This is a genomic window from Enterobacter sp. SA187 (genome assembly GCF_001888805.2).
Lineage (GTDB): Bacteria > Pseudomonadota > Gammaproteobacteria > Enterobacterales > Enterobacteriaceae > Enterobacter_D.
In genome coordinates this window covers 111943-134275 of sequence record NZ_CP019113.1, presented here as the reverse complement: position 1 = coordinate 134275, position 22333 = coordinate 111943, and the positions used below count along the sequence as shown (strand labels likewise).

Here is a 22333-nt window from a genome sequence, read left to right as displayed (position 1 = left end):
GAGCCTGCGCGTATCATTAAAGATGCATCAGCGGCGTTCACGCAGCGCGGCGATATCCTCTGGCGTCGTGCGGCAGCATCCGCCAATCAGTTTCGCCCCGGCCTCTAACCACTGTGACACATGTCCCGCCAGGGATCCGCAGCTGTCGCCATGCGTATGCCAGGCCTTGCTTACCGCGTCATAGGTTTCACCGGAATTAGGATAAACCACCAGTGGCAACGCGCTCAGGCTTTGCAGGTGCTTCAGCGCGGCGGTGGTTTTATTCAGCGCGATACAGTTAATCCCCAGCGCAATAACTTGTGGATAGGCGGCAAGCGTATTCACCACCTGAGCGAGCGGTGTGCCATCGCTCAGATGCTGGTCATCCCTTAAGGTAAAGGAGAACCACGCCCGTGCCTGCGGGTACTCTGTCAGCAGGTCAGCCAGCGCTGTGATCTCGGCAAAAGAGGGTAAGGTTTCACAGGCCAGCAGATCGGCCCCGGCATTGAGCAGGGCTTCAATGCGCGGGCGATGAAAGGCCTTAAATTCTTCCGCAGGGCGTACATAATCGCCGCGATATTCAGAGCCATCGGCCAGATAAGCGCCGTATGGCCCGACGGATCCCGCCACCAGCAGCGGACCCGCGGCTGGATTTTCACGCAGATAGATTTCCCGCGCTTCTTTCGCCAGCGCAACGCTCTGTTCAATCAGCGCTGCCGATTGTGCCTCCGTCAGTCCACGTGCCGAAAAGCCCAGAGGCGTGGCCTGGTAACTGGCGGTAATGGCGATTTGCGCGCCCGCGCGGAAATAGTCCAGATGCACGTCCCGGATAAGCTGCGGATTTTCCATTAACACTTTTGCGGACCAGAGATTATCCGCAAGGTTGCATCCGCGCGCTTCCAGTTCGGTGGCCAGCGCGCCATCAAGTACGGCAAAGGGATGACTTTCAAGCAGAGCGGTAAGGGGATTAATCTGCGGCATAGTCAGTCTCCTTCGATGTGGTTTTATGAGTCAGAAAATAGCTGGCATAGCAGAGGGCAACGAAAGGTATGCCGCACCAGAGCGCAATGCGCTGATCGGGATCGAACGCCAGGCCGATACAGGCGAGCAGACACAGCAGGAAGCCGAGCACCGGCACCAGGGGATACCAGGGCGCCCGGTATTGCAACCCGGCGAGCGGCTTACCCGACCGGATGTGGCGGCGACGAAATACAAAATGAGAGGCGCAGATGCTGAGCCAGACGGCTACCACGGCAAAGCCAGATATGGCGCTGAGCGCAACAAATACCGTATCAGGGGCGATCACGCTGGATAACAGCGCCAGCAGGCCGCCGATCATAGAAGCGGAAAGCGCCACCAGCGGCACGCCGTTTTTATTAACGCGGGCAAAACAGCCCGGCAAGGTTTTTTCATTGGACAGCGACCACAGCATGCGGCCCGATGCATAGAGACCGGAATTCGCCGCAGAAAGAATCGCCGTCAGGATGACAAAGTTGAAAATATCCGCCGCATACGGAATGCCAATTTTTTCAAAGACCAGCACAAAGGGGCTTTTCTCAACGCCCGCGACTTCCATGGGGATCAGCGCTGCGAGAACAAAGACCGTACCGATAAAAAACACAATCAACCGGGCGATAGTGGCCCGGATCGCCACCGGGATCGCCTGATGCGGATTTTCCGTTTCCCCTGCCGCTATGCCTATAAGCTCCGTGCCGGAAAACGCGAAATTCACCGCCACCATGGTCATCAGAATGGGCAGACCGCCGTGGGGGAACCAGCCCTCGCGGGTGAGATTAACCAGCCCAGGCGCGGAGGATCCATCCTTCATCGGGATAAAACCGAAGATCGCCCCGCAGCCCAGGATAATAAAGACGAGAATAGTCGCGACTTTAATCAGGGAGAACCAGAATTCCCCTTCGGCAAAAAAGCGCGTTGAGACCGCGTTAAGGGAAAAAATCAGCACGCAAAACAGGGCGCTCCATATCCAGACAGGGACGTGTGGAAACCAGTACTGCATACAGAATCCGGCGGCGGTGAAGCTCGATCCCAGCGCCACTGTCCAGGTAAGCCAGTATAACCATGCCACGGTGTAGCCGGTTGCCGGGCCAATATAGCGCGCCGCATAAACATGGAAAGCGCCTGTCACGGGCATCGCCACGGAAAGCTCCCCGAGGCACTGCATCACCAGCCAGACTACCAGCGCGCCAATCAGGTAAGCCAGCAGCGTCCCTGCCGCGCCTGTGGTGGAAATGATGTAGCCCGTGTTAAAAAACAGCCCTGTGCCAATGACGCCGCCCAGGGAAAGCATGATCAAATGCCGGGGTTTCATGGTGCGCTTAAGCTCGCCATTTTCTTGTTGCCTTTGCATATCACCTTCTAAACGTATGGATGTCTGAATGTCCGTATGGCGTTCTTTATAGCCTGATTGTTAACAAAAGACCAGCCCGGGGCATGGGGGAGCGCGCGCCAGTGGTCACCGGGTGCCGGATGCAGAAATTTTTCAGGGTAAAGGTTAATAATTATTAAAACGCCATAAATATTGGTCGCGTGTTTTAACACCGTTATGAATTGATTAATCTCACAATTAAAATTTCCATGATAGATATTTATTATTTTAACGAAGTTTTTATTAGCACTTTCTTGTGCAAATTATTTCGTTGATTAGCAGACGAACTAAAATTAATTACAGCCAGGATTAATCTTATAAGTACCCTTAAACATTTATCTTTCTGCCCGTTTGCTAATTAGGCTCTATTCTTATAAAGCAGCGCAATCTCTTAATAAAACTCTCTTTAATGCTAAAGAAACCGAGCGGTTCCCCGGAATAATTTATCAATTTTATTTTTCATTCACGTCCCGTGTGCGCATGAAAAGTATCATTGCGGAGACGTTGCTATGCAGGTGTTCAGATCGTTCTGGCAGGCGGGGTATGAGGGTGCCGATCATATCACCCGAAATAATGATGCGCTTTCAATGAATAACGCCACAGCCCATGATAAAAAGCATCGGCAGGATTATCAGGCGCTCGCGCCATTTCAAATTACCACCGTCAGGGAAAGCGTCGGCTGGCGGCTGGTGGAACAGGAAAATGGCTACGACTTTTCTTCCGTTGCTGAAAAAATGGCAGCAGCGCAGGACAACGGCATTCAGATTTGCTGGACCATTTGTCATTACGGCTGGCCGGAAAATATTGAATTCTTTTCCGAAGATTTTATTTCGCGCTTCGCTCAGCTGTGCGGAGCGCTGGCTACATTCCTGCGCCCGTATTATGACGAGGCGCCAGTTTATTCGCCGATCAATGAAATGTCTTTTACCAGCTGGGGGATATCGGTCGGACTATTTGCGCCTTCTCTCAGCGTGCGCGATCCGACCGGTATTCGCAGCAAACGTCAACTTGTTCGCGCCACGCTTGCCGCCTGCGATGCCATCTGGCAGGCGGATCCCCGGGCGCGATTTTTACACTGCGATCCCATTATTCATCTGGTATCGCCGGACGACAGCCCCGAATCGCAGCAGAACGCGGCAGGCTGGCACAACGCGCAGTTTCAGGCCTGGGATATGCTCGCCGGGCGTCTGGAGCCGGAACTGGGCGGCGCGCCGCGTTATCTGGATCTGATTGGCGCGAATTACTACCACGACAACCAGTGGGAAAGCGAAACCAACCGCCGTCTCTGGTGGCATCTGGGCGACAGTCGGCGCAAAAGGCTGCACAGCCTGCTGGCAGAACTTTATCAGCGTTACGAGCGCCCCCTCCTGCTGGCTGAAACCAGCCATGTGGGCAGCGGGCGGGGTGCCTGGATCACGGAGATTGCCCGGGAAGTCGCCCAGGCGCAGATCGCGGGCGTGGAGATGATGGGGATCTGTCTTTATCCCGTCATTGACCGGCCGGACTGGGAAAACCACGCCGTCTGGCATCGCAGCGGCTTATGGAATATCGACCCCGAAGGACATGACCCTTTTGAACGTCAGCTCGATCCGGTCTATGCGCAGGCGCTCAACCGCGCCCGGCAGATGCTCGATCATTTCCAGTGTTTATTTAGCGTGGCGCACAGGGCCTGCAAAGAGAGAAAACCTATGAAAAGAATCTATGTTTTTAGCCATCTGCGCTGGGATTTTGTATTTCAGCGCCCGCAGCATTTGATGACCCGTCTGGCTGAGCACTATTCGATATTTTTTATCGAAGAGCCGGTATTTTCCGCCGATGAACCGGCGCTTTACCTGAGCCAGCCCGCGCCTAATGTGACCGTCGTGAAGCCGCATACGCCATCGCCGGTTACCGGTTTTCATGACGGGCAGATCGAGTATATGCAGTCGTTGCTGGCGGAAATTACCGAAGACGACGAAACGCCCATCGTCTGGTTTTATACCCCGATGGCGCTGCCGCTGCTGAAAGTCTTCTCGCCCGCGCTGGTGGTTTACGACTGCATGGATGAGCTGGCCGCCTTCGAAAAAGCGCCGCGTCAGCTGCTGCAACGTGAATCCGCGCTGCTCTCACGGGCGGATATTGTTTTCACCGGCGGGCCAAGCCTGTATGCAGCGAAAGCCGGGCGGCATCACAACGTGCACTGCTTCACCAGCAGCGTCGATGCGGTGCATTTTGAACAGGCGCTGGATCGCGCTAACCATCATCCTTTACAGGACGATATTCCCCATCCACGTTTGGGATTTTGCGGCGTGATTGATGAGCGTATGGATCTGGACATTATCAGCGCGCTGGCGGACGCGCATCCCGACTGGCAACTGGTAATGGTCGGGCCGGTGGTGAAAATCGATCCGGCTTCGCTGCCGCAGCGACAAAATATCCATTATCTCGGCATGCAGCCCTATCAGGCGCTGCCGCAGTTCCTGGCGGGATGGGATGTGTGTCTGATGCCTTTTGCGCTCAATGCCGCGACGCAGTTTATCAGCCCCACCAAAGTGCTGGAGTATATGGCGGCGCAGTTGCCGGTGGTCAGCACGCCCATTACCGACGTGGAAAAACCATATGGCCACGTGGTGGCGATTGCCCGTACGCCCGCAGAGTACGTTCGCGCCTGTGAAGCGGCGCTGCAGATGAGTGACGCGGCCCGCCAAAATCAGCAGCAGGCGATGCAGGGCATTGTGGCGGCGACTTCATGGGATCACACTGCCGAAAAAATGCATACGCTGATGGATAATCTGCTGCACAGCACGCCGCCGGAAAATGTGCTCAGCGCCGCAACGGACATGGCGGAGATCAACGACCCTTCGGTATTACGCCTGACGCCGCCGCACCATGCGCCGGCAGTGTCCACCCGCTGTCTGATTCTGGGAGCCGGACCGACAGGGCTGAGCGCCGCCTTTCATTATGGCGAAGGCGCGACCCTGCTGGAGCGCAATGCCACCGTTGGCGGCCTGTGCCGATCCATCGAGGACAAAGGATTCACCTTCGATTACGCCGGACACATTATGTTTTCCGAAGACAGCTACGTGAAAGCGCTGTACGACATGCTGCTTGGCAGTAACCTTCACTGGCAGGCGCGAGAGGCCTGGGTCTACACCGAGGGCGTCTATACCCGCTATCCTTTCCAGGGCGCGCTCTACGGCCTGCCGCCCAATATCATCAAAGAGTGTATTCTCGGCGCGATAGAGGCGCGTTATGGCGTGGCATCCGCGGCGAAAACCGTGTCGATCCGTAGCGATAAAGAGGCCTCCTGTGACAGCAGCGCCGGTCAGGTGGTGGACTGCTGCGCGGATGGCAGCATCCCGGATCTGAGCAGCAATGACAGCGTGCAGGACGCCATGCCGCCGGACAATTTTGAAAGCTTCATCTATAAAACCTGGGGCGCGGGCATCGCCAGGCACTTCGCCATTCCGTACAACAAAAAATTGTGGGCGGTGCCGCTCGCCGAGATGGAAACCTCCTGGCTGGGCGGACGCGTACCGCTGCCGGATCTGGCACAGATCATTGAAGGCGCGCTGACCGAAAAGGGCAAACCGATGGGGCCGAACGCTTTCTTCGGCTATCCGCTGAAAGGCGGCTTCCAGGCGCTGATGACGGCATTTTTACCCTATATTAAAGGTACGGTGGAAACCGGGGCGGAAGTGAAGCAGATCTTTGCCCAGCAGCATCTGGCGGTGCTGGCGGACGGCAGACAGTATCGTTACGAACAGCTGATCAGCACCATGCCGCTGCCGCAGCTTATCCATATTATGGGCGATGAAGTGCCGTCATCGGTACGGGCGGCGGCAAATGGCCTGCGCCATGTGTCGGTGCGCTGCGTCAATCTGGGAATAGGCCGGGCGAATTTAACCGATAAACACTGGATCTATTTTGCGGGCAGAACCGTCTTCCACCGTATTTTTGTTCAGGGCAACGCCAGCCCACACTGTAATCCGGAAAATGGCTTCGGGCTGACCTGCGAGATCACCTATTCACCGGACAAGCCGCTGCCGGAGCAGGGACAGGCGCTGATCGACAGATGCATCCGGGAATGTATTGAAGTGGGGATCTTTACCGCTGACGATCCCGTGCTGACCGCAAGCCAGGTCGATATTCCCTGCGCGTATGTGCTTTACGATCATCAGCGTAAAGCAAATGTTGAAACGGTCAGAAAATGGCTGTTATCCCGTGACATCATTCTGTCCGGACGCTACAGCGAATGGGAATATTACAATTCCGATCATGCTTTTATTGCCGGTAAAGTTGCCGCGGAAAAAGTGAAAAACGACGAATATCGTCATTCAGGTTTATAGTCTGTGTTAACACCGGGCAGGTATCTGCCCGGTGAATATAGTCAATGTTATTAATCTATTACCCGCCTGCATTTCCCCGCCTTTTCAGATTTCATCAAGAGATATCAATTACCTGTTTATTTAAGATGTGTCGCTAACTGACAGGGGCGATTGTTTTTTAAACATATTACCGGTCAGTCACACTATTTCATGGAATACGCCCATCAGGAAGATGAGCGTTAAAAGGAAGACGACAATGAAACGACACCCACTATTATATTTATTAGGCACCTCGCTGTTATTGGGCGCCAGCCAGGTCAGCGCCGCGGATAATAGCCTTTTTATCAAAAGCAAATTACTGAAATCCTCCAGCGAAACCCGCGCCATCGCCGCGGATCCTGCAACGGCCTCGGTTGAGGTTATCGGCATTAACAGCAACATTATTGCCGACTCCACGCCTTTTCTGACGGTGCTGCTGCCGGGCCAGACGAAGGAAGAAAAGGTCTGGTTAGCCAGCTTCAGCAAAACCGATCGTGGGATGCAGGTCTGGCGCGGCCGCTATAACCGCAAAATGCTGAAAAATACCGCCATGAAGTCACTGAAGGCGGCTGACTTTGATTCGGTGATCCTGGTACGCAAAGGCGATAAGGTCACCGGCACCGTGCGTCGCAACGGACAGCTGTACCGCATCCAGCCGCTGAGCAGCGGCCAGCATGCGGTGATCAAAATCAACGAAGCCGCCGTACCTTACGACACAGAACATCTGGAAACGGTGATTTCTGATGTCACCTACGAAGAAAGCGACGCGCCTGATTTATCCCGCCTGGGTTATACGCTGCCGTGCCAGTCATCCTGGGGGGCCGATACTACCTATCCGGAAAAAGGCTGGATGGTGAGCTACAACGAGCGTAACTACCGCAGCCGCTGGGAAACCAAAGGCGAAATGCCGGGCGTATCGCCAGTATGGGAGCCAAACGGCGTATGTATTCAGATTGGCGAAGCCCCGGCGCCACTACCATTACCTGTACCCGTGCAGGTCTGTGCGGCGGAATGGGCGGCGCAGAACAGCTATCCGCAGGCGGATCTGTTGGTGAGCTACCAGGGCATCAACTATCGCAGCCGTAATAAGGTGGCGGCGGATGATGTGCCGGGCGTTAACCCGGTGTGGGAGCCGCAGGGCACCTGCTATGTGCCCGCAGTGCCGCAGCCTGAAAAGTCCACGGTGAGCGTGCTGGTTGCTGCCACACCGGCGGCGGCGAAAAGCCTGGGCGATCTGGACGCGGTGGCGCAGCTGGCGGTGGAAGAAACGAACGAAGGCTATGAAAACAGCGGTATCGATCTGAAACTGGTGCTGGCAGGGACCATGATCGATCCGTCCTATGTAGAGCCTGCGAATTCATCCGACATGCTGCGCGATCTGAAAAACACCAATGACAACAAGCTGGAAGAAGTGCACTACCAGCGCGGCCTGACCAATGCCAATATTGCGGTTCTGCTGGCGAAGAAGTACGGTTTCTGCGGCCAGGCCTATGTAAACGCCAGGGCGTCAACCGCCTTTGCGGTGGTGGAGGCTTCCTGCGCGGTGGGCGGTTACAGCTTCGGTCATGAAATTGGCCATTTGCTGGGGGCGGCGCATAACAAATCCAGCGCCAACGCTTATGCCTACAGCTATGGTTTCGGCTGGCAGGATCCGGAATTCCTGTTCCGTACCATCATGTCCTATGGCTGCGCCAAATCCTGCCCGCGCATCAACTATTACTCTCATGCCACTATGGAGTACAACGGTAAACCGATGGGCAATGCGACTGAAGCAGACAACACCCGTGTGCTGAAAGAGCGTAAGGAAACGGCTACCACCTGGCATTAATCCTGTCGCGCTCTGCGATATATCGTATTTAATCAGAAGGCGGGCATAATGGCCCGCCTCTTTTTTTTGTAAGATTATTAAATATAAATAAATATATTCTTACTCTGCCGCTTCGTTATATTCCATGTCTCGCTTTAAGATAATTCCAGGCACTCCTGGCACAATTAATATAATGGCTTTTATATTTGCATCTTCGCTGGCAGACGCTATAGTTAATATTGCCTGACGGGGAAATACTTCCCCTGATTTACCAAAACTCAATGAGGTATTAATTATGACTCAGCAACGTGGCGGTTCCGGTAATTTCTCACAAGATCGCGAACGCGCATCCGAAGCAGGGAAAAAAGGCGGCCAACAAAGCGGCGGCAACTTTAAGAATGACCCTGAAAGAGCCTCAGAAGCGGGTAAAAAAGGCGGTAAAAACAGCCATGGCGGCGGACGTTCTTCCTGATCCGTCAATGCGCTAACCGGTGTTCTTTCATTTGCTGACGTGAATGATGACGTTAAAAATTAAAGAACCGGTACTGGCAATCCTGCACTTACGTGTGGGGTTGCCATTTTGTTTTTCAGGAAATGATAAATAAAAAGTGCTATCAGGATTTTAATTCTTCCAGCAGCAGAATAGTGCCGGCCATGGCGTAATTCGCCGCCTGCAATAATACTGCCTCACTGTCCCCTTCAAATTGTTTACACTGGGTATAGGTTTCTGACCCTGGTAATTGCCATGCAAACCAGATAGTTCCCGCGGGCGTGCCGTCTTCGCCACCATCAGGCCCGGCGTAACCGCTGACCGCAATTGCCACGTCCGCGCCAGAATGAGCAATAGCACCGGCCGTCATCTCAATCACTGTCTGCTGACTTACGGCAGTGTGCATCTCAATGGTTTTCTTCTTAACGCCGAGAGTGGTGATTTTTGCTTCATCCGTAAAAGTGACAAAACCGCTGCCATAAAAAGAGGGGGTGTCTTTTGCCGCACACAATGCAGAGGCAATTTGTCCGCCGGTACAGGACTCAGCAGTGGTCAAAAAGAGTTTTTTTTCCGTCAGTAAGCGACCTAATTCATTGGCAATAGACGCCGAAGGCATTGTCATAACAAACTCCTTAACTGCGCGAGCCCGGAATAAGATCCGGGCTCGCTCAGAATGCATTGAAAAAATTAAACGTCTTTTTTCGCTGCGGTATTTTCAATCGGCTCTGCAACGGATCCCAGGTCAGTGCCGGTGACCGGATTGATAGCTGGGTCGGACTGCGTGCGCTTGATCATCGCCAGCAAATCACTTTCCTGCTGCGGAGGCAGCGTCACAGAGGCTTTACCGTCGCCGCCGTCAACAGCTGGCTGCGGATCGGCAACATAGTTGAAGTTCTCGTCGCTGTTCCAGCTGCCACGAACTTCTTCCCCTTCAGACATATTGAAGTAGGTGTTGGCATACTGCTCAATTGGCGGCAATTTACCCGGCGGGAAATTGTTGCGAATAGAGTACAGGGCTTTTTCGAAAGACATCTGGTGCGCCACTTCGCGCGTCATCAAAAAGCCCAGCGCATCTTTCACGCCCGGATCGTCCGTCAGGTTAATAAGGCGTTCATAGATGATTTTCGCACGTGCTTCAGCAGCGATGTTAGAACGCAGATCCGCGGTCGGTTCGCCGATGGTATCGATATAAGCTGCGGTCCAGGGCACGCCCCCGGAGTTCGTCAGCGGCGTACCGCCGCCGTACAGCAGAGAGGTGATATGGCTGTCGTTGCCGCGGCCGGTCAGCGAGCGATAAAGCTCTGCTTCTTTTTCAGTCCCTTCCGCTAGTTCACCTTTGGCACCCTTGTTCAGCATGCCGACCAGCGTACCGATGATTTCGAGGTGGCTCAGCTCTTCGGTGGCGATATCCAGCAGCATATCTTTGCGTCCCGGATCGTCGTCACTCAGGCCCTGGGTAAAGTAGCGGCAGGCAGCAGCCAGTTCGCCCTGCGGGCCGCCAAACTGCTCAAGTAAAAGGTTAGCGAGGCCTGGATTAGGCTCCGCTACACGAACGGTGTACTGTAATTGCTTCACATGTCTGAACATAATTTCCTCTGTTTTATCATCATCGCCCGAAGGCGTGGTCTGCGCCGGTTCTCAGTGGAAAGATTACTTTTTAGCTTCGGTGTCCGGTGTCGCCGAACGGATCAGGAACTGCTCGGTGACGTCTGGAATATGGGTGATGCACCATTCCGCCATCGCTTTTTCCTGCTCCAGAATTTGTGCAAATACGCGTGCGCCTTCTTCATCACCGGCCATTTTCGCCGCAGCGATCAGGGAGGTGTAACAGGCAATTTCGAAGTGCTCAAACACATAACCGCTGATGGCGCCTTTTACCACTTCATCAGGCGTCATCATGCCGCCAACGGCCTGGCCCAGCGCCGCCATTTTGCTCATGGCATCTTTTACGATTGAGGTGGAAACACCATTGCGTTCGATCACCTGATCAAGCAGGACTTGTTGCTGACGGGTTTCTTCAATGTGCTGCACAATGCGGGCTTTCAGATCGGGGTAATGCTCCAGGCGGTCTGCCATTTTGGACAACATTGACTCAGCTTGTTTTTCCATCGCATGAGCATCACGTAACCAGTCATGATAATTTTCCAGATGAGTCATATTAATTTCTCCTGATAGAACATTGTTGTAGGCAATATATGTGGCGGAAAAGTTGCTATCATCACAATGATAATTCCCCCCCCACATTTTTGTTTACCGGACACAATGGAAACAGCGAAACATCATCATTATTATGTTTCAATGTTTTCATTGTTTTACTTTCTGATAGTTAAGCGTAGCACAGGCTTCGGGTTGCGCTAATTTAATGCAAATTTTTTTGTAAATCAGTGGCTCATGCGCAGGTATTAGTTTTTGACCGGAATCAAGAAGTTCAGTCTGCATAATATATTTTACATTTTATTTTTACGTTTATTAGTTCAGCTTCGTTTTTTGTACATAAGACAAATCCTGAACGTTTGCTGAAATTTTTCGGGCAAGTGTCACTTGACAGTGTTTAATATGAGTCCAGACTTAAAGAGTCTTTTTTGAAAATAAAAGACTGGAATTAATAATATTCCTGAGTTTATTTGCGCTTCGTTATTGATGCGTATTTAGTAGCCTGAACATATGTAATAAAGGAGGGCACGATGAAATATATGATGAACCCTATGGCTGGTCAAAAAGACGATCCATCTGAAGCGCCGGAATCCGGCGACAAAACTGATGCCGATCCGAAAAAGTAATGCCAGTCCGCTGATATAACCAGTCAGCGGCAGACTCTGGCAACGGAAGGGGAAAAACCAACGCTTAGCGGCGTCTGTTTTTCCCCTTTTGCTTATCTGGCGACAGACGTCAATGGCGGCGTATTATCCAGCTGACGAATGGAAGGAGTGAAGCAGACGGCGATGGTCGCCGTCACAATGGCCACGGCTGACGCCAGCAGCACATTACTGCTGCCATAGTGTGCCGCCAGTGGCCCCGCAGCCAGTTCGCCTGCCGGGATAGCCACAAAGGAGCCGAGCGCATCATAAGCGTACACGCGGGCCAGCTTATCAGGTGGGATATGCGTTTGCAGCGACTGCGCCCAGGACACGCCGAATAATCCGAATCCTGCGCCTGCCATAAAAAAGGCCGCCATCAACAGCGCGGGCGAAGGTAACAGGCTGAGCAAGGCTACCGGCAGGGCGCAGAGGTTGACCAGTATGACGCCGATAAACAGATCCCGGCGGGGCCGCCAGCGAAGCGCGATAAGCGATCCTGAGATCAGGCCGAGGCTTTGCGCGGCAATAATAAATCCCCAGTTTGCGCGGCCGAAGGTGGCGTCGGCGACTACCGGACCCAGCACCATTACGATACCGCTGAACGCCGCGTTGACGATGGCGAACTGCGCGACAATCGCCCAAACCCATGAACGGGCGATGAACTCTTTCCAGCCGTCGCGCAGGTCCTGCAAAATATGGGACGCCGGGCCGTCAGACGCGTGCGCGACGGCGCGGGTCAACAGATACAGCGGCGCGGCGGCGGCAAAGCCCAGCGCATCCACCGCCAGTCCCCAGCCAGGGCCAATGGCGCTGATCAGGATCCCGCCCAGCGAAGCGCCGATAACGGTGCCGCCGTAAATTCCCAGTTGAATAAAAGCGTTGGCTTCGCGCAGCGTCGGCGAGGGCACCGTTTGCGGTACCATCGCGGAAGAGGCCGGAAGCGCAATGCCCGCCGCTGCGCCGTTGATGGCGCCCAGCACCGTCAGCAGGGTAAAGGTCGCCGCGCCATCCAGCACTGACCATGCCACCAGGCCCTGCGACAGCGCAGCGATGATGGATGATGACACCAGCACCATACTGCGGGAGTAACGATCTGCCAGTACGCCGCCAATCAGCAGAAAGGCGACGTTAAAAATCGAACGCGCCGCCACGACGATCCCAAGCTCGGTAGCGCTGCCGCCCATATCCAGCACCGCGAACGCCAGCGCAATAGGCGCGATGCCGTTACCTAATACGGTAAACAAGCGGGCAAAAAACAAATGGCGAAACGGCGCATAAGAAAAGGCCCGTCGGGTTCGCGGCGCGTGGTTATCTGACGTCATGGGATGTCCCCGGTGGCGTTAACCTGCCCAATCCAGGTCGTAAAGCGGGCTATACCCATGCTGATTTCCTCTCCCTTGCAGGTAATTTACCCGGTGATATACCGGATAAAGGGGCATTACACTACTCCGTGCACGGGCGGATGATCAACTGCCCGAATTCGACCACAACCGAGACCGCGGCCCCGGTGGGAAAGCCCGCTTCGGCGAGCCAGTCGCCCTGTAAGGACAAACTCGGGTGCAGGCTGTAACGCCTGGGGATTTTGGTTTTGCGCTCTTCATGACGTCTGCGCACATACCCCACCGTGATACGGCGCATCGCTTTAGACATTTTTACCTCTGAAACTACTGGCTTCCCGGTCATACACCACTCCTTTTCCACTTATCGGTTGTTGAACATACCGTCATAAATTGCTGTATAAATTAACAGTAAAATACCGGAAGGCAAGGTGAGGAATTGCGAGGCGGATTCCAGAAATGCAATGCAAAAACAGCAACGCGTTTCATTCACGTAAGAATATATTGTGCAATAAGCTTTTCCTTATTTTCCTCATGCGAAAGTGTTAGTGGATTTGTATATATGTCTTATATTAATAAGACTATTTATGAGGGACGCCGATGAACATACCCGCACTGCCCGCCAATGAAACTGAACGTCTTAAATCTCTCTATATGATGGATTTGCTGGACAGAAAAGATGATGAGCGATTATCACGCTTAACCCGTGTGGCAAAGGCGACCTTCAATGTGCCTATTGCGCTGATCTCTCTGCTGGATCGCGACAGGCAGTGGCTGATCTCGCCGATTAATGAGAATTTACGGCAGACCTCGCGTAATGTTTCCTTCTGCGCCCATGCCATTTTGTTGCAGGGGATTTTGATCGTCAAAGATGCCCATAAGGATGAGCGCTTCGCGAAGAATCCTTACGTCACAGGCGCGCCTTTTGTGCGCTTTTATGCCGGGTGCCCGGTACATTTGCCCGACGGTTCCATTGCCGGCACCATCTGCATTATTGACTCAAAACCCCGTGATTTCAGTTCCGATGAAATTAATTTACTGCTCGACCTGGGGGCAGTAGTGGAAGATGAATTTTTGATCATCAGCCAGGCGATGACTGACAAGCTGACCGATCTGCCTAATCGTCGTGGTTTTTATCGCCTTGGCGACAAACGTTTTAAAGAGATGACCAGCACACAGACGCCGTTCAGCTTGCTTTATTTCGTGGTAGACAACTTACAGTCAATTAATGACATCTGGGGGCATGCCGAGGGCGATAATGTACTGCGCGGGTTTGCCCGCAGTCTTGGCAGTTGTCTGCATAAAGATGATATTTGTGGGCGGGTGGATGGTAGCGCCTTTGCGGTATTGCTACAGCAGAAAAACGATCACGACGCCGATGCGTTTCTGTTTAAACTGCAAACCAAAATCGATGAGTTAAATCTTAATGCGGATAACAAATATCACATCAACTATGCCTATGGCCTGCTGCAAAGCGATGCGGAAAAATACACTGATATAATTGAAATGCTCAATGACAGCGATACGGTGATGTATTCCGAACATCGCAAGAAAAAGCACAGATAAGCGCCAGACTTAACGCCAGCGCGTGCGCTCAATGCCGCTTTTTTGAGGCTTACCGATGGGCATTTCATCTGCCCATTTGGTGGCATCGTTAATCATTTCGGCGACAATACCCCGCGTCAGCCCGACCTTTTTCGCTTCCAGGCTGGCTTCTTCCCACTGGCGGTTTTCATACAGCTGCGCCAGATTCACCAGCTGAAAAAGCATGCCTTTGCGTTCCTGTAACGCAATGCGCACGTCGGCGGAGATCACCACCTGTTCGATCAGTTCTTCCTGAGGAACACCGAGAATGACATCCAGCAGGGAAAACAGGCCGACCATAAAAGCATCGTTTGAAGAGTGGATGCCGAGTAGCCGGTTGGCGGCGAGTTCGCAGAAACGGGCGCGGATCAGGCTTAAATAATAAATTTCGTTAGTTTTGGCGCTGCTGAACGACGTCAGACAGGCGACCAGCACAAAACGGCGCAGCTCGGTGACGCCAAGATAAACCACAATGTCTTTAATTGACTGGCTGCGGCTGCCGCGAATGCCGCGCGCATTGTATAAAATATTCTGCGCATAACGCATAATTTTGAACGAGAGCGCGATATCACGCTTGAGCAATTCCTCAATCTGCATGAGATCCGGGGATTCTGCGTTAACTTCCTGAATAAGCTTTAGCGCAATGATCTGATTCTGAATAATTTTTTTACTTTTGAAGATTACCGGCTTGCTAAAAAAATGTCCCTGAAACAGGGTGAAGCCCATATTTTTGCAGGTGTCGAATTCTTCGATGGTTTCCACTTTCTCCGCGAGGAAAATCGTCCCGTTGAGCAACGCACGGTGGTGCAGAATATAAGCCTGAATTTCCTGTAAGGTACTTTCGCGCACATCAAATTTAATAATGTGGACATAGGGCAGAAAAGCATTCCAGTTATCGCTGAGCGAAAAATCATCCAGCGCAATACGAAAGCCTTTTTTATGCAGTTGCTTAACGGTTTCCAGCAGACGCGGATCCGGCTGTGCGGTTTCCAGAATTTCGACAACTACCCGATCTTTGGGCAAGGTTTCTGCCAGCCCTTTAATCAGCAGTTCATAGGGAAAGTTAACAAATACCGCGCTGGCAGCGCTCTGACGGTCGGTTGGTACACCGAGAAATTGTTCTTCAATAAGCTGAGCAGTCGCTTGTTCAGGCGAGACATTGGGAAACTGGTTAGTCATGCTATCTCTGAAGAGCAGCTCATACCCGAAAGTATTGAGATTTTCATCAAAAATTGCCTGCCTTGCGACAAAAGAAAACATTCTCCATCCTCACCCGGAACCATCAGCTGGTCGCTGAAAAAAGCCGCAACCAATTTAAGTTTAAGACAGGAGCCATTTTGCTGCCTGCTGGCGTGATTTGTAAAGTTTAGTCACAGTAAGTTGATGGTTTTTTATCGTTTTAAAACAATAAATTGACATTAATAACGTTTTTACCCTACCTGGGGGCGTCTGACGCCCCCAGGCGGGCGCTTAATTTATGGCTGTCGCCCGGCGATCCCGCCAGCCTGCGACCAGAAAGGCGAGGATAAATACCGCAGTGAAAAGCACGACAATGGTTGGCGCGGGGGCGCTGTCGAGCCAGAAAGAGAGATAGACCCCGGCAAAAGAGACCACCACGGCCAGTATCACCGCCAGCCACAAGGCATGGGCGAAACGGCGCGTCAGCAGCACCGCGACCGCACCGGGGGCGATGAGCAGCGAAATTGACAGAATAATTCCTACCGATTTTAAGGTGGCGACTATCGTCAGGGCGATCATGCACAGCAGGCCATAATGGAGCAGGGCGGTGTTCAGACCGCAGGCTTTTGCCTGCTGCGCATCAAAGGCATGCAGTAAAAAATCCTTCCATTTTACCAGCATCACCAGCGCCACTCCGGCGGCTATCAGGCTGCTTTGCAGGATGTCGCTTGTTGCCACGCCCAGCATATCGCCAAATAAAATATGGTCGAGATGCACTTCCGACTGGATGGAGATATAGAGGATCAGTCCTGCGCCAAACATGCCGGAAAAGACAATGCCCATCAGCGTATCGCGCTTAATGCGGCTGTTATCGTCGAGATAGCCGGTAGCGATGGCGCAGAACAGTCCGGCGATAAAGGCACCTATGGCGACGGGGATACCGATGATCCAGGCGATCACCACGCCGGGAAAGACGGCGTGGCTCATGGCGTCACCCATCAGCGCCCAGCCTTTCAGCACCAGAAATACCGACAGCAGGGCGCAGGGCACGGCGACAATCACCGAAATCGCCAGCGCGTTTACCATAAAATCAAACTGGAAGGGTTCGAACATTATGCCGCCTCCTGATTTGCCAGCCGCGCCCGGCGGCGGTTCGCCAGCAGACCATGTTTAGGCGCAAACACAAAGGCCAGCAGGAACAGCAGCGTTTGCGCCACCACGATGATGCCGCCGGTTGCGCCGTCCAGGTAATAGCTGACCCAGGCACCGAGAAAGCTGGTGATACTGCCAATCGCCACCGCAATCGCCAGCAGGCGGGGGAAGCGGTCAGTGAGCAGCCAGGCGGTCGCGCCCGGCGTCACCACCAGACAGATCACCAGAAAGGCCCCGACGGTTTGCAGCGCGGCGACGGTGGACACCGACAGCAGCGTAAAGAACAGTAGCTTCAGACGCGCCGGGTTGAGGCCAATGGAGCGGGCATGGTTCTCATCAAAAAAGGTCACCATCAGGTCTTTCCATTTCAGAAACAGAATGACCAGCGAGACGATGCCGATAATGGCGAGCTGAATGACGTCTTCCGGCGCGATGGCCAGAATATTGCCCAGCACGATGGTCTGAATATTTACGGACGTGGGATTGAGCGACACCATAAACAGGCCAATGCCGAAAAAGGATGAAAAAATCAGGCCGATAATGGCATCTTCTTTCAGGCGCGAGCGCTGATTAAGAAACAGCATCGCGCCCGCCGCCAGCCCCCCGGATAAGAACGCGCCGAGGGAGAAGGGCAGACCGAGCATATAAGCGCCCGCTACGCCCGGCACAATGGAGTGAGACAGCGCGTCGCCGATCAACGACCAGCCTTTAAGCATCAGATAGCAGGATAAAAACGCGCACACGCCGCCCACCAGCGCCGATACCCACATGGCGTTAAGCATGTATTCGTAACCGAACGGCTCCAGGATCCAGTTCACGGCTGCTCTCCTTTTGCAGGCGGACGGCGGGAAATAAAGGGGCGCTCGTCATCGGTGATGATGTGCTCCTCACTGCCGCTTAACACCACGTGACGCAGCACGCCGCTGAACGCCTGTTCAAGGTTTTCTGCGGTAAAGGTGGTTTCCGTCGGCCCGCTCGCCAGCACCGTGCCTTTGACCATCACTGTGTAATCACAGAACTCTGTGACCGAGCCTAAATTGTGCGTCGATACCAGCATAGTGCGCCCCTCGTCGCGCAGTTCGCGCAGCAGTTCGATGATCTTCGCTTCGGTCTGTACATCGACACCGGTGAATGGCTCATCCAGCAAAATGACCTGCCCGTCCTGGGCGATGGCGCGGGCAAGAAACACGCGCTTTTTCTGCCCGCCGGATAGCTCGCCGATCTGCCGGTGACGAAATTCCAGCATCCCCACGCGGGCAAGGGCGGCGTCCACAGCCTGATGATCCGGCGCTTTCGCCCGGCGCAGCATTCCCATATGCCCGTAACGGCCCATCATCACCACATCTTCCACCAGTACCGGAAACGACCAGTCCACCTCCTCGGCCTGCGGGACGTAAGACACCAGATTTTCACGCAGCGCCTGTTTAACAGGCCGCTGAAGGATGGAAATCTCACCGCCCGCCAGCCGCACAAAGCCCATCAGTGCCTTGAACAGCGTGGATTTACCCGAGCCGTTGATGCCCACCAGCGCGGCAATGGAACCCCGCGGCACGCTAAAACTGGCGTCACGCAGCGCGGTATGGCCGTTGCGATAGGTGACGGTAACGTGCTGAATATGGAGGCCTGGCGACTGGGTTTGCGCTGAGGTATTCATTTTTGCGCCTCCACGCCCTGCTGAATGCCTTTCACCAGGGTTTCACTGGTTACGCGCAGCAGATCGAGAAAGGTCGGCACCGGGCCGCCGGCGGCGCTGAGGGAGTCAACGTAGAGTACGCCGCCGTAGAGCGCGCCGGTTTCCCGCGCCACCTGTTTCGCCGGTTTATCCGATACCGTACTTTCGCTGAACACCACCGGAATATGATTTTTCTTGATCGCGTCGATCACTTTGCGCACTTGTTGCGGTGTGCCCTGCTGATCGGCATTGATCGGCCACAGGTACAGCTCTTTGAGATCATAATCCCGCGCCAGATAGGAGAACGCCCCCTCGCTGGTCACCAGCCAGCGTTTGTCCGCAGGCAGTGAGTCCAGCTGCGCGCGCACCGGAGCCAGCGTTGCCTGGATCTTCGCTTTATAGGCTGTCGCGTTTTGCTGGTAGATTTGTGCGTTGTCCGGATCGTATTTCACCAGCGCATCACGAATGTTATCCACGTAGATCAGCGCATTTTCGGCAGACATCCATGCATGAGGATTAGGTTTACCGTTATAGGGGCCTTCGCTGATGCCCATCGGTTTTACACCATCAGATACCACCACCTCCGGCACGCCGGACAGATGCTGATAAAAACGCGCAAACCACAGCTCCAGGTTCAGACCATTGGCGAGGATCAACTGCGCGCCCTGGGCGCGTTTAATGTCGCCGGGCGTCGGCTGATATTCGTGGATCTCCGCCCCCGGTTTGGTGATCGAACTGACCTCTGCCGCATCCCCCGCCACGTTTTGCGCCATATCTGCGATCACGGTGAAAGTGGTGATGACCCTGAATTTCTCTTTTGCCTGCGCGGGCGAAAGGGCGAACAGCGAAACCAGGGCAGCGGCGAACACGAATCTCAGACGTGATGAGTACGGCATGGTATCCCTCATGATGGCGTGGTTAATAATACAGCGAATATAGCCTTTGCTATGTTATATAGCACACGCTATAGGTCTGAGCGAAAATTATTCGCATTTAATAGCCAGGCAGACAAAAAATCACCGATCTGGTGGCAGGGAATGTAAAGTTGTAAAATAAAAGCATGTTTATATTCAGGAGCGCGTTCCTATGTCCGGCAAACGCATTGCCCGCGAAAAACTCACCATCCGTAAAATGATCACGCTCTATCAGCGGCAGTCACCCGATGCCGTTGCCGATGCGGAGCATTACGACGCGCTGTACGCCTATGCGGAAAAACGGCTGGATAAATGCGTGTTTGGCGAGGAAAAGCCGGCGTGCAAACAGTGCCCGGTGCACTGCTATCAGCCGGTAAAGCGTGAAGAGATGAAGGCGATCATGCGCTGGGCGGGGCCGCGGATGCTGTGGCGGCACCCGGTGCTGACGGTGCGCCATCTGATCGATGATAAGCGCCCGGTGCCGGAACTGCCGGAAAAATACCGTCCCAAAAAATAGCCCGACCTTTATTCCGCCGGGCCATCCGTTTAGTGCAGCGTATCTTTATCAATCCCCAGCCGCTTCATCCTTGAGAGCAGCGTCGTGCGTTTTAACCCCAGCCGCTGCGCCGCGCCTTTTGGCCCGGCGACCACGCCGTTGGTTTCACGCAGGATCCTGACGATCAACTGATATTCATCTTCGCCCTCCTGCGGCGTTTCCACCGCCGCATCGAAGCGTTGCGGCACGCTCATTTCCGCCATCGACAATTGCAGAACGTTGCCCCGCGTCAGCAGCACGGCGCGCTCGACAACGTTTTCCAGCTCGCGCACATTACCCGGCCACGGCTGGTTGCTTAAAATACGCAGCGTTTCGGCGGGGATGCTGTCGATATTGCGCCCCAGCCGGTGGGCGATTTTGAAGGTGAAGGCTTTGACCAGCAGGGGAATATCTTCCGGGCGTTCACGCAGCGGCGGAATGCGGATCGGAAAGACGTTCAGGCGATAGTAGAGATCGCTGCGAAATTCGCGATCGGCCACCATCTGTTTCAGATCGCGATTGGTGGCGGCGATCAGGCGCACATCCGTCTGGATCAGTTTGTTGCTGCCGAGGCGTTCAAACTCCTGCTCCTGCAATACCCGCAGCAGCTTCGGCTGAAGTTCGAGCGGCATATCACCCACTTCATCCAGGAAGAGCGAACTTTTATCCGCCAGTTCAAAGCGGCCGATGCGCTGGGCGCTGGCCCCGGTAAAAGCTCCGCGCTCATGACCAAAGAGATCGCTTTCCAGCAGTCCGGCAGGCATGGCGGCGCAGTTCATTTTCACCATGCGGCGCGCGTTGCGTCCGCTGAGATTATGAATAGCGCGGGCAATCAGTTCTTTCCCGGTGCCGGTTTCGCCAAGGATGAGCACCGTACTGTTGCTTTTCGCCACCATTTCCACCTGTTGCAGCACGCTGTACATGGCTTCGCTGCGGCCGATAATCTCCCCGAACTCGCTGTCCACGTTGTTAAGCTGCTCGGTGAGCGCCAGGTTTTCATCCACCAGCCGTTCTTTCAGGCGGTGAATTTCCTGATAGGCCTGCGCATTGTCGACGGCAATGGCCACCCGTTCAGCGATCTGCCGCAACAGCGACAGGGTGGACGGCGTAAAGGTTTCGCCATCGCACTGCGCAAGTTTAAGCACGCCGAGCAGCGTGCTGCCGGACATCAGCGGCAGCAGGCACAGCGTCTGGATCTTATTGCCCCAGGTTTCAAACAGCCGACGCTCATAAGGGGCCAGTTTGTCGCGCTCGTGCAGTTTCAGCACCAGCACATCCTTGCTGTTAAATACCCGCTCGGAGAGCGTACCCGCCTCGTCCACTTCACTTTGCTCATGCACCGGCGAGCGGTCATTCGGATAATGGGTGGAGTAAATATTGAGTTTGCCTTTACGACTGCTGCGCAGCACGATGCTGATGGCGTCGATGTGGAAATAGTGGTGGATCTCTTTCGCCACCTCGCTGACCAGATCGTCAATGTCCAGCCGGGACAATACCGCATTGGTAATGGCCACCAGAATGCGGAAGTTATCCCGCTCGCGGCACAGCAGTTCGTGATCGGATGCGCCGTCAGGGTGCTGCTGAATATGTTCCATCACCACGCCGGTGAGCTGGGCGAGGGTATGCAGACGGGCGTACTCTTTCTCGCTCCAGGGCCTGTCCGCCTGACGAATAAACTCGCAGCCGCCGAAGATCCGCCCGTCAATCGCCAGAGGCAGCAGAGAGTAGTGTCCCCAGGGATCGTACAGGCCGCTGGCCGCCAGCTGCGGCCAGGTGTCGCAGAACTCCGCGTAATTGCAGTGCAGCGCCTCCGGGCGTGACAGAATGCGCCGCACCGGGCCGTGCGCCAGCAGCGTGTCATCTTCATATTTCACCGCGCGGCCATCTGCCCGCGTGGCGTAATAGCGGGCATGATGATCGTCGGCGTTCCATAATACGATCGCTGCGCTGTCCGCCAGGTCTGACGCCTTCACCAGCTGCGTCAGGCTCTGACAGAGCGACGGCAGATCGGGCTGATGTAATAACGTGCGCGTAATATCAAACAGGCCCTGCTGCCCGAGATCGCTCATCGGTGTATACGACATATCGCTAGTCCAGAAAGGCACCGAAAGCCGGTGCAAAAAGAGTTTTAATGAATACAGGTGGCGGCGGCGC

At 54.3% G+C, this 22333-nt stretch carries 19 protein-coding genes; 6 read left to right on the top strand and 13 right to left on the bottom strand.

Annotation, left to right across the window (positions count from 1 at the left end; translation table 11 throughout):
* Window positions 1-27: 27 nt before the first annotated feature.
* Both mmuM and mmuP read right to left on the bottom strand, forming a co-directional pair.
* Window positions 28-960: a homocysteine S-methyltransferase gene (gene mmuM / locus BMF08_RS00680; protein ID WP_072569988.1), complete on the bottom strand. Its 933-nt coding sequence runs from the start codon at window positions 958-960 to the stop codon at window positions 28-30.
* Window positions 947-2347 carry an S-methylmethionine permease gene (gene mmuP, locus BMF08_RS00675; RefSeq protein WP_072569989.1) on the bottom strand — a complete coding sequence of 467 codons (1401 nt, stop codon included), beginning with the start codon at window positions 2345-2347 and terminating at the stop codon, window positions 947-949. Before mmuP ends, mmuM begins: the two co-directional genes overlap by 14 nt.
* A gap of 527 nt (window positions 2348-2874) precedes the next feature.
* Between mmuP and BMF08_RS00670 the strand changes: the two genes are divergently transcribed.
* The 3 genes from BMF08_RS00670 (at window position 2875) to BMF08_RS00660 (ending at window position 8990) form a co-directional block, all read left to right on the top strand.
* A complete protein-coding gene (locus BMF08_RS00670) occupies window positions 2875-6693 on the top strand; it encodes a glycosyltransferase (protein WP_072569990.1) in 3819 nt (1272 codons plus the stop codon).
* A 235-nt stretch (window positions 6694-6928) separates the two neighbouring features.
* Entirely contained in the window at window positions 6929-8539 is a 1611-nt protein-coding gene (locus tag BMF08_RS00665) for a reprolysin-like metallopeptidase (protein WP_072569991.1), read from the top strand.
* Between the two features lie 274 nt (window positions 8540-8813).
* Complete coding sequence (locus tag BMF08_RS00660) at window positions 8814-8990, top strand: general stress protein (RefSeq protein ID WP_072569992.1); 177 nt, start codon at window positions 8814-8816, stop codon at window positions 8988-8990.
* A gap of 142 nt (window positions 8991-9132) precedes the next feature.
* Here the strand turns inward: BMF08_RS00660 and BMF08_RS00655 are convergent, their stop codons facing one another.
* The 3 genes from BMF08_RS00655 to BMF08_RS00645 all read right to left on the bottom strand — a co-directional run bounded on the left by BMF08_RS00655 (window position 9133) and on the right by BMF08_RS00645 (window position 11165).
* Window positions 9133-9630: a 2-oxo-tetronate isomerase gene (locus BMF08_RS00655; RefSeq protein ID WP_072569993.1), complete on the bottom strand. Its 498-nt coding sequence runs from the start codon at window positions 9628-9630 to the stop codon at window positions 9133-9135.
* Between the two features lie 65 nt (window positions 9631-9695).
* A complete protein-coding gene (locus BMF08_RS00650; RefSeq protein WP_072569994.1) occupies window positions 9696-10595 on the bottom strand; it encodes a manganese catalase family protein in 900 nt (299 codons plus the stop codon).
* Between the two features lie 63 nt (window positions 10596-10658).
* On the bottom strand, window positions 10659-11165 hold the full coding sequence (locus tag BMF08_RS00645) for a ferritin-like domain-containing protein (protein ID WP_072569995.1): 507 nt from the start codon (window positions 11163-11165) through the stop codon (window positions 10659-10661).
* A 527-nt stretch (window positions 11166-11692) separates the two neighbouring features.
* Between BMF08_RS00645 and BMF08_RS21290 the strand changes: the two genes are divergently transcribed.
* The gene (locus BMF08_RS21290) at window positions 11693-11788 is read left to right on the top strand and encodes a hypothetical protein (protein WP_318364272.1); all 96 of its coding nucleotides are present in this window, start codon (window positions 11693-11695) and stop codon (window positions 11786-11788) included.
* 92 nt (window positions 11789-11880) lie between these two features.
* Here the strand turns inward: BMF08_RS21290 and BMF08_RS00640 are convergent, their stop codons facing one another.
* The gene (locus tag BMF08_RS00640; RefSeq protein WP_072569996.1) at window positions 11881-13128 is read right to left on the bottom strand and encodes an MFS transporter; all 1248 of its coding nucleotides are present in this window, start codon (window positions 13126-13128) and stop codon (window positions 11881-11883) included.
* Window positions 13129-13249: 121 nt separating this feature from the next.
* Window positions 13250-13456 carry a SymE family type I addiction module toxin gene (locus BMF08_RS00635; RefSeq protein ID WP_234007202.1) on the bottom strand — a complete coding sequence of 69 codons (207 nt, stop codon included), beginning with the start codon at window positions 13454-13456 and terminating at the stop codon, window positions 13250-13252.
* Between the two features lie 287 nt (window positions 13457-13743).
* Between BMF08_RS00635 and BMF08_RS00630 the strand changes: the two genes are divergently transcribed.
* The gene (locus BMF08_RS00630; RefSeq protein WP_072569998.1) at window positions 13744-14709 is read left to right on the top strand and encodes a sensor domain-containing diguanylate cyclase; all 966 of its coding nucleotides are present in this window, start codon (window positions 13744-13746) and stop codon (window positions 14707-14709) included.
* A gap of 9 nt (window positions 14710-14718) precedes the next feature.
* Here BMF08_RS00630 and BMF08_RS00625 read toward each other — a convergent pair whose 3' ends face one another.
* The 5 genes from BMF08_RS00625 to BMF08_RS00605 all read right to left on the bottom strand — a co-directional run bounded on the left by BMF08_RS00625 (window position 14719) and on the right by BMF08_RS00605 (window position 19626).
* Complete coding sequence (locus BMF08_RS00625; RefSeq protein WP_234007201.1) at window positions 14719-15906, bottom strand: EAL and HDOD domain-containing protein; 1188 nt, start codon at window positions 15904-15906, stop codon at window positions 14719-14721.
* Between the two features lie 291 nt (window positions 15907-16197).
* Window positions 16198-17019, bottom strand: a complete 822-nt coding sequence (gene sitD, locus BMF08_RS00620) for an iron/manganese ABC transporter permease subunit SitD (protein ID WP_072570000.1) — start codon at window positions 17017-17019, stop codon at window positions 16198-16200.
* Entirely contained in the window at window positions 17019-17876 is an 858-nt protein-coding gene (gene sitC / locus BMF08_RS00615; protein WP_072570001.1) for an iron/manganese ABC transporter permease subunit SitC, read from the bottom strand. Before sitC ends, sitD begins: the two co-directional genes overlap by 1 nt.
* Window positions 17873-18712, bottom strand: a complete 840-nt coding sequence (locus BMF08_RS00610) for a manganese/iron ABC transporter ATP-binding protein (RefSeq protein WP_072570002.1) — start codon at window positions 18710-18712, stop codon at window positions 17873-17875. Before BMF08_RS00610 ends, sitC begins: the two co-directional genes overlap by 4 nt.
* A complete protein-coding gene (locus BMF08_RS00605) occupies window positions 18709-19626 on the bottom strand; it encodes a metal ABC transporter substrate-binding protein (RefSeq protein WP_072570003.1) in 918 nt (305 codons plus the stop codon). The genes BMF08_RS00610 and BMF08_RS00605 overlap by 4 nt, the downstream gene beginning before the upstream one ends.
* Before the next feature lie 190 nt (window positions 19627-19816).
* On the opposite strand from BMF08_RS00605, the gene BMF08_RS00600 reads away from it, so the two are divergent.
* On the top strand, window positions 19817-20161 hold the full coding sequence (locus BMF08_RS00600) for a nitrous oxide-stimulated promoter family protein (protein WP_072570004.1): 345 nt from the start codon (window positions 19817-19819) through the stop codon (window positions 20159-20161).
* Window positions 20162-20190: 29 nt separating this feature from the next.
* On the opposite strand, the gene flhA is transcribed toward BMF08_RS00600, so the two are convergent.
* Complete coding sequence (flhA, locus tag BMF08_RS00595; RefSeq protein ID WP_072570005.1) at window positions 20191-22263, bottom strand: formate hydrogenlyase transcriptional activator FlhA; 2073 nt, start codon at window positions 22261-22263, stop codon at window positions 20191-20193.
* Window positions 22264-22333: the final 70 nt, after the last annotated feature.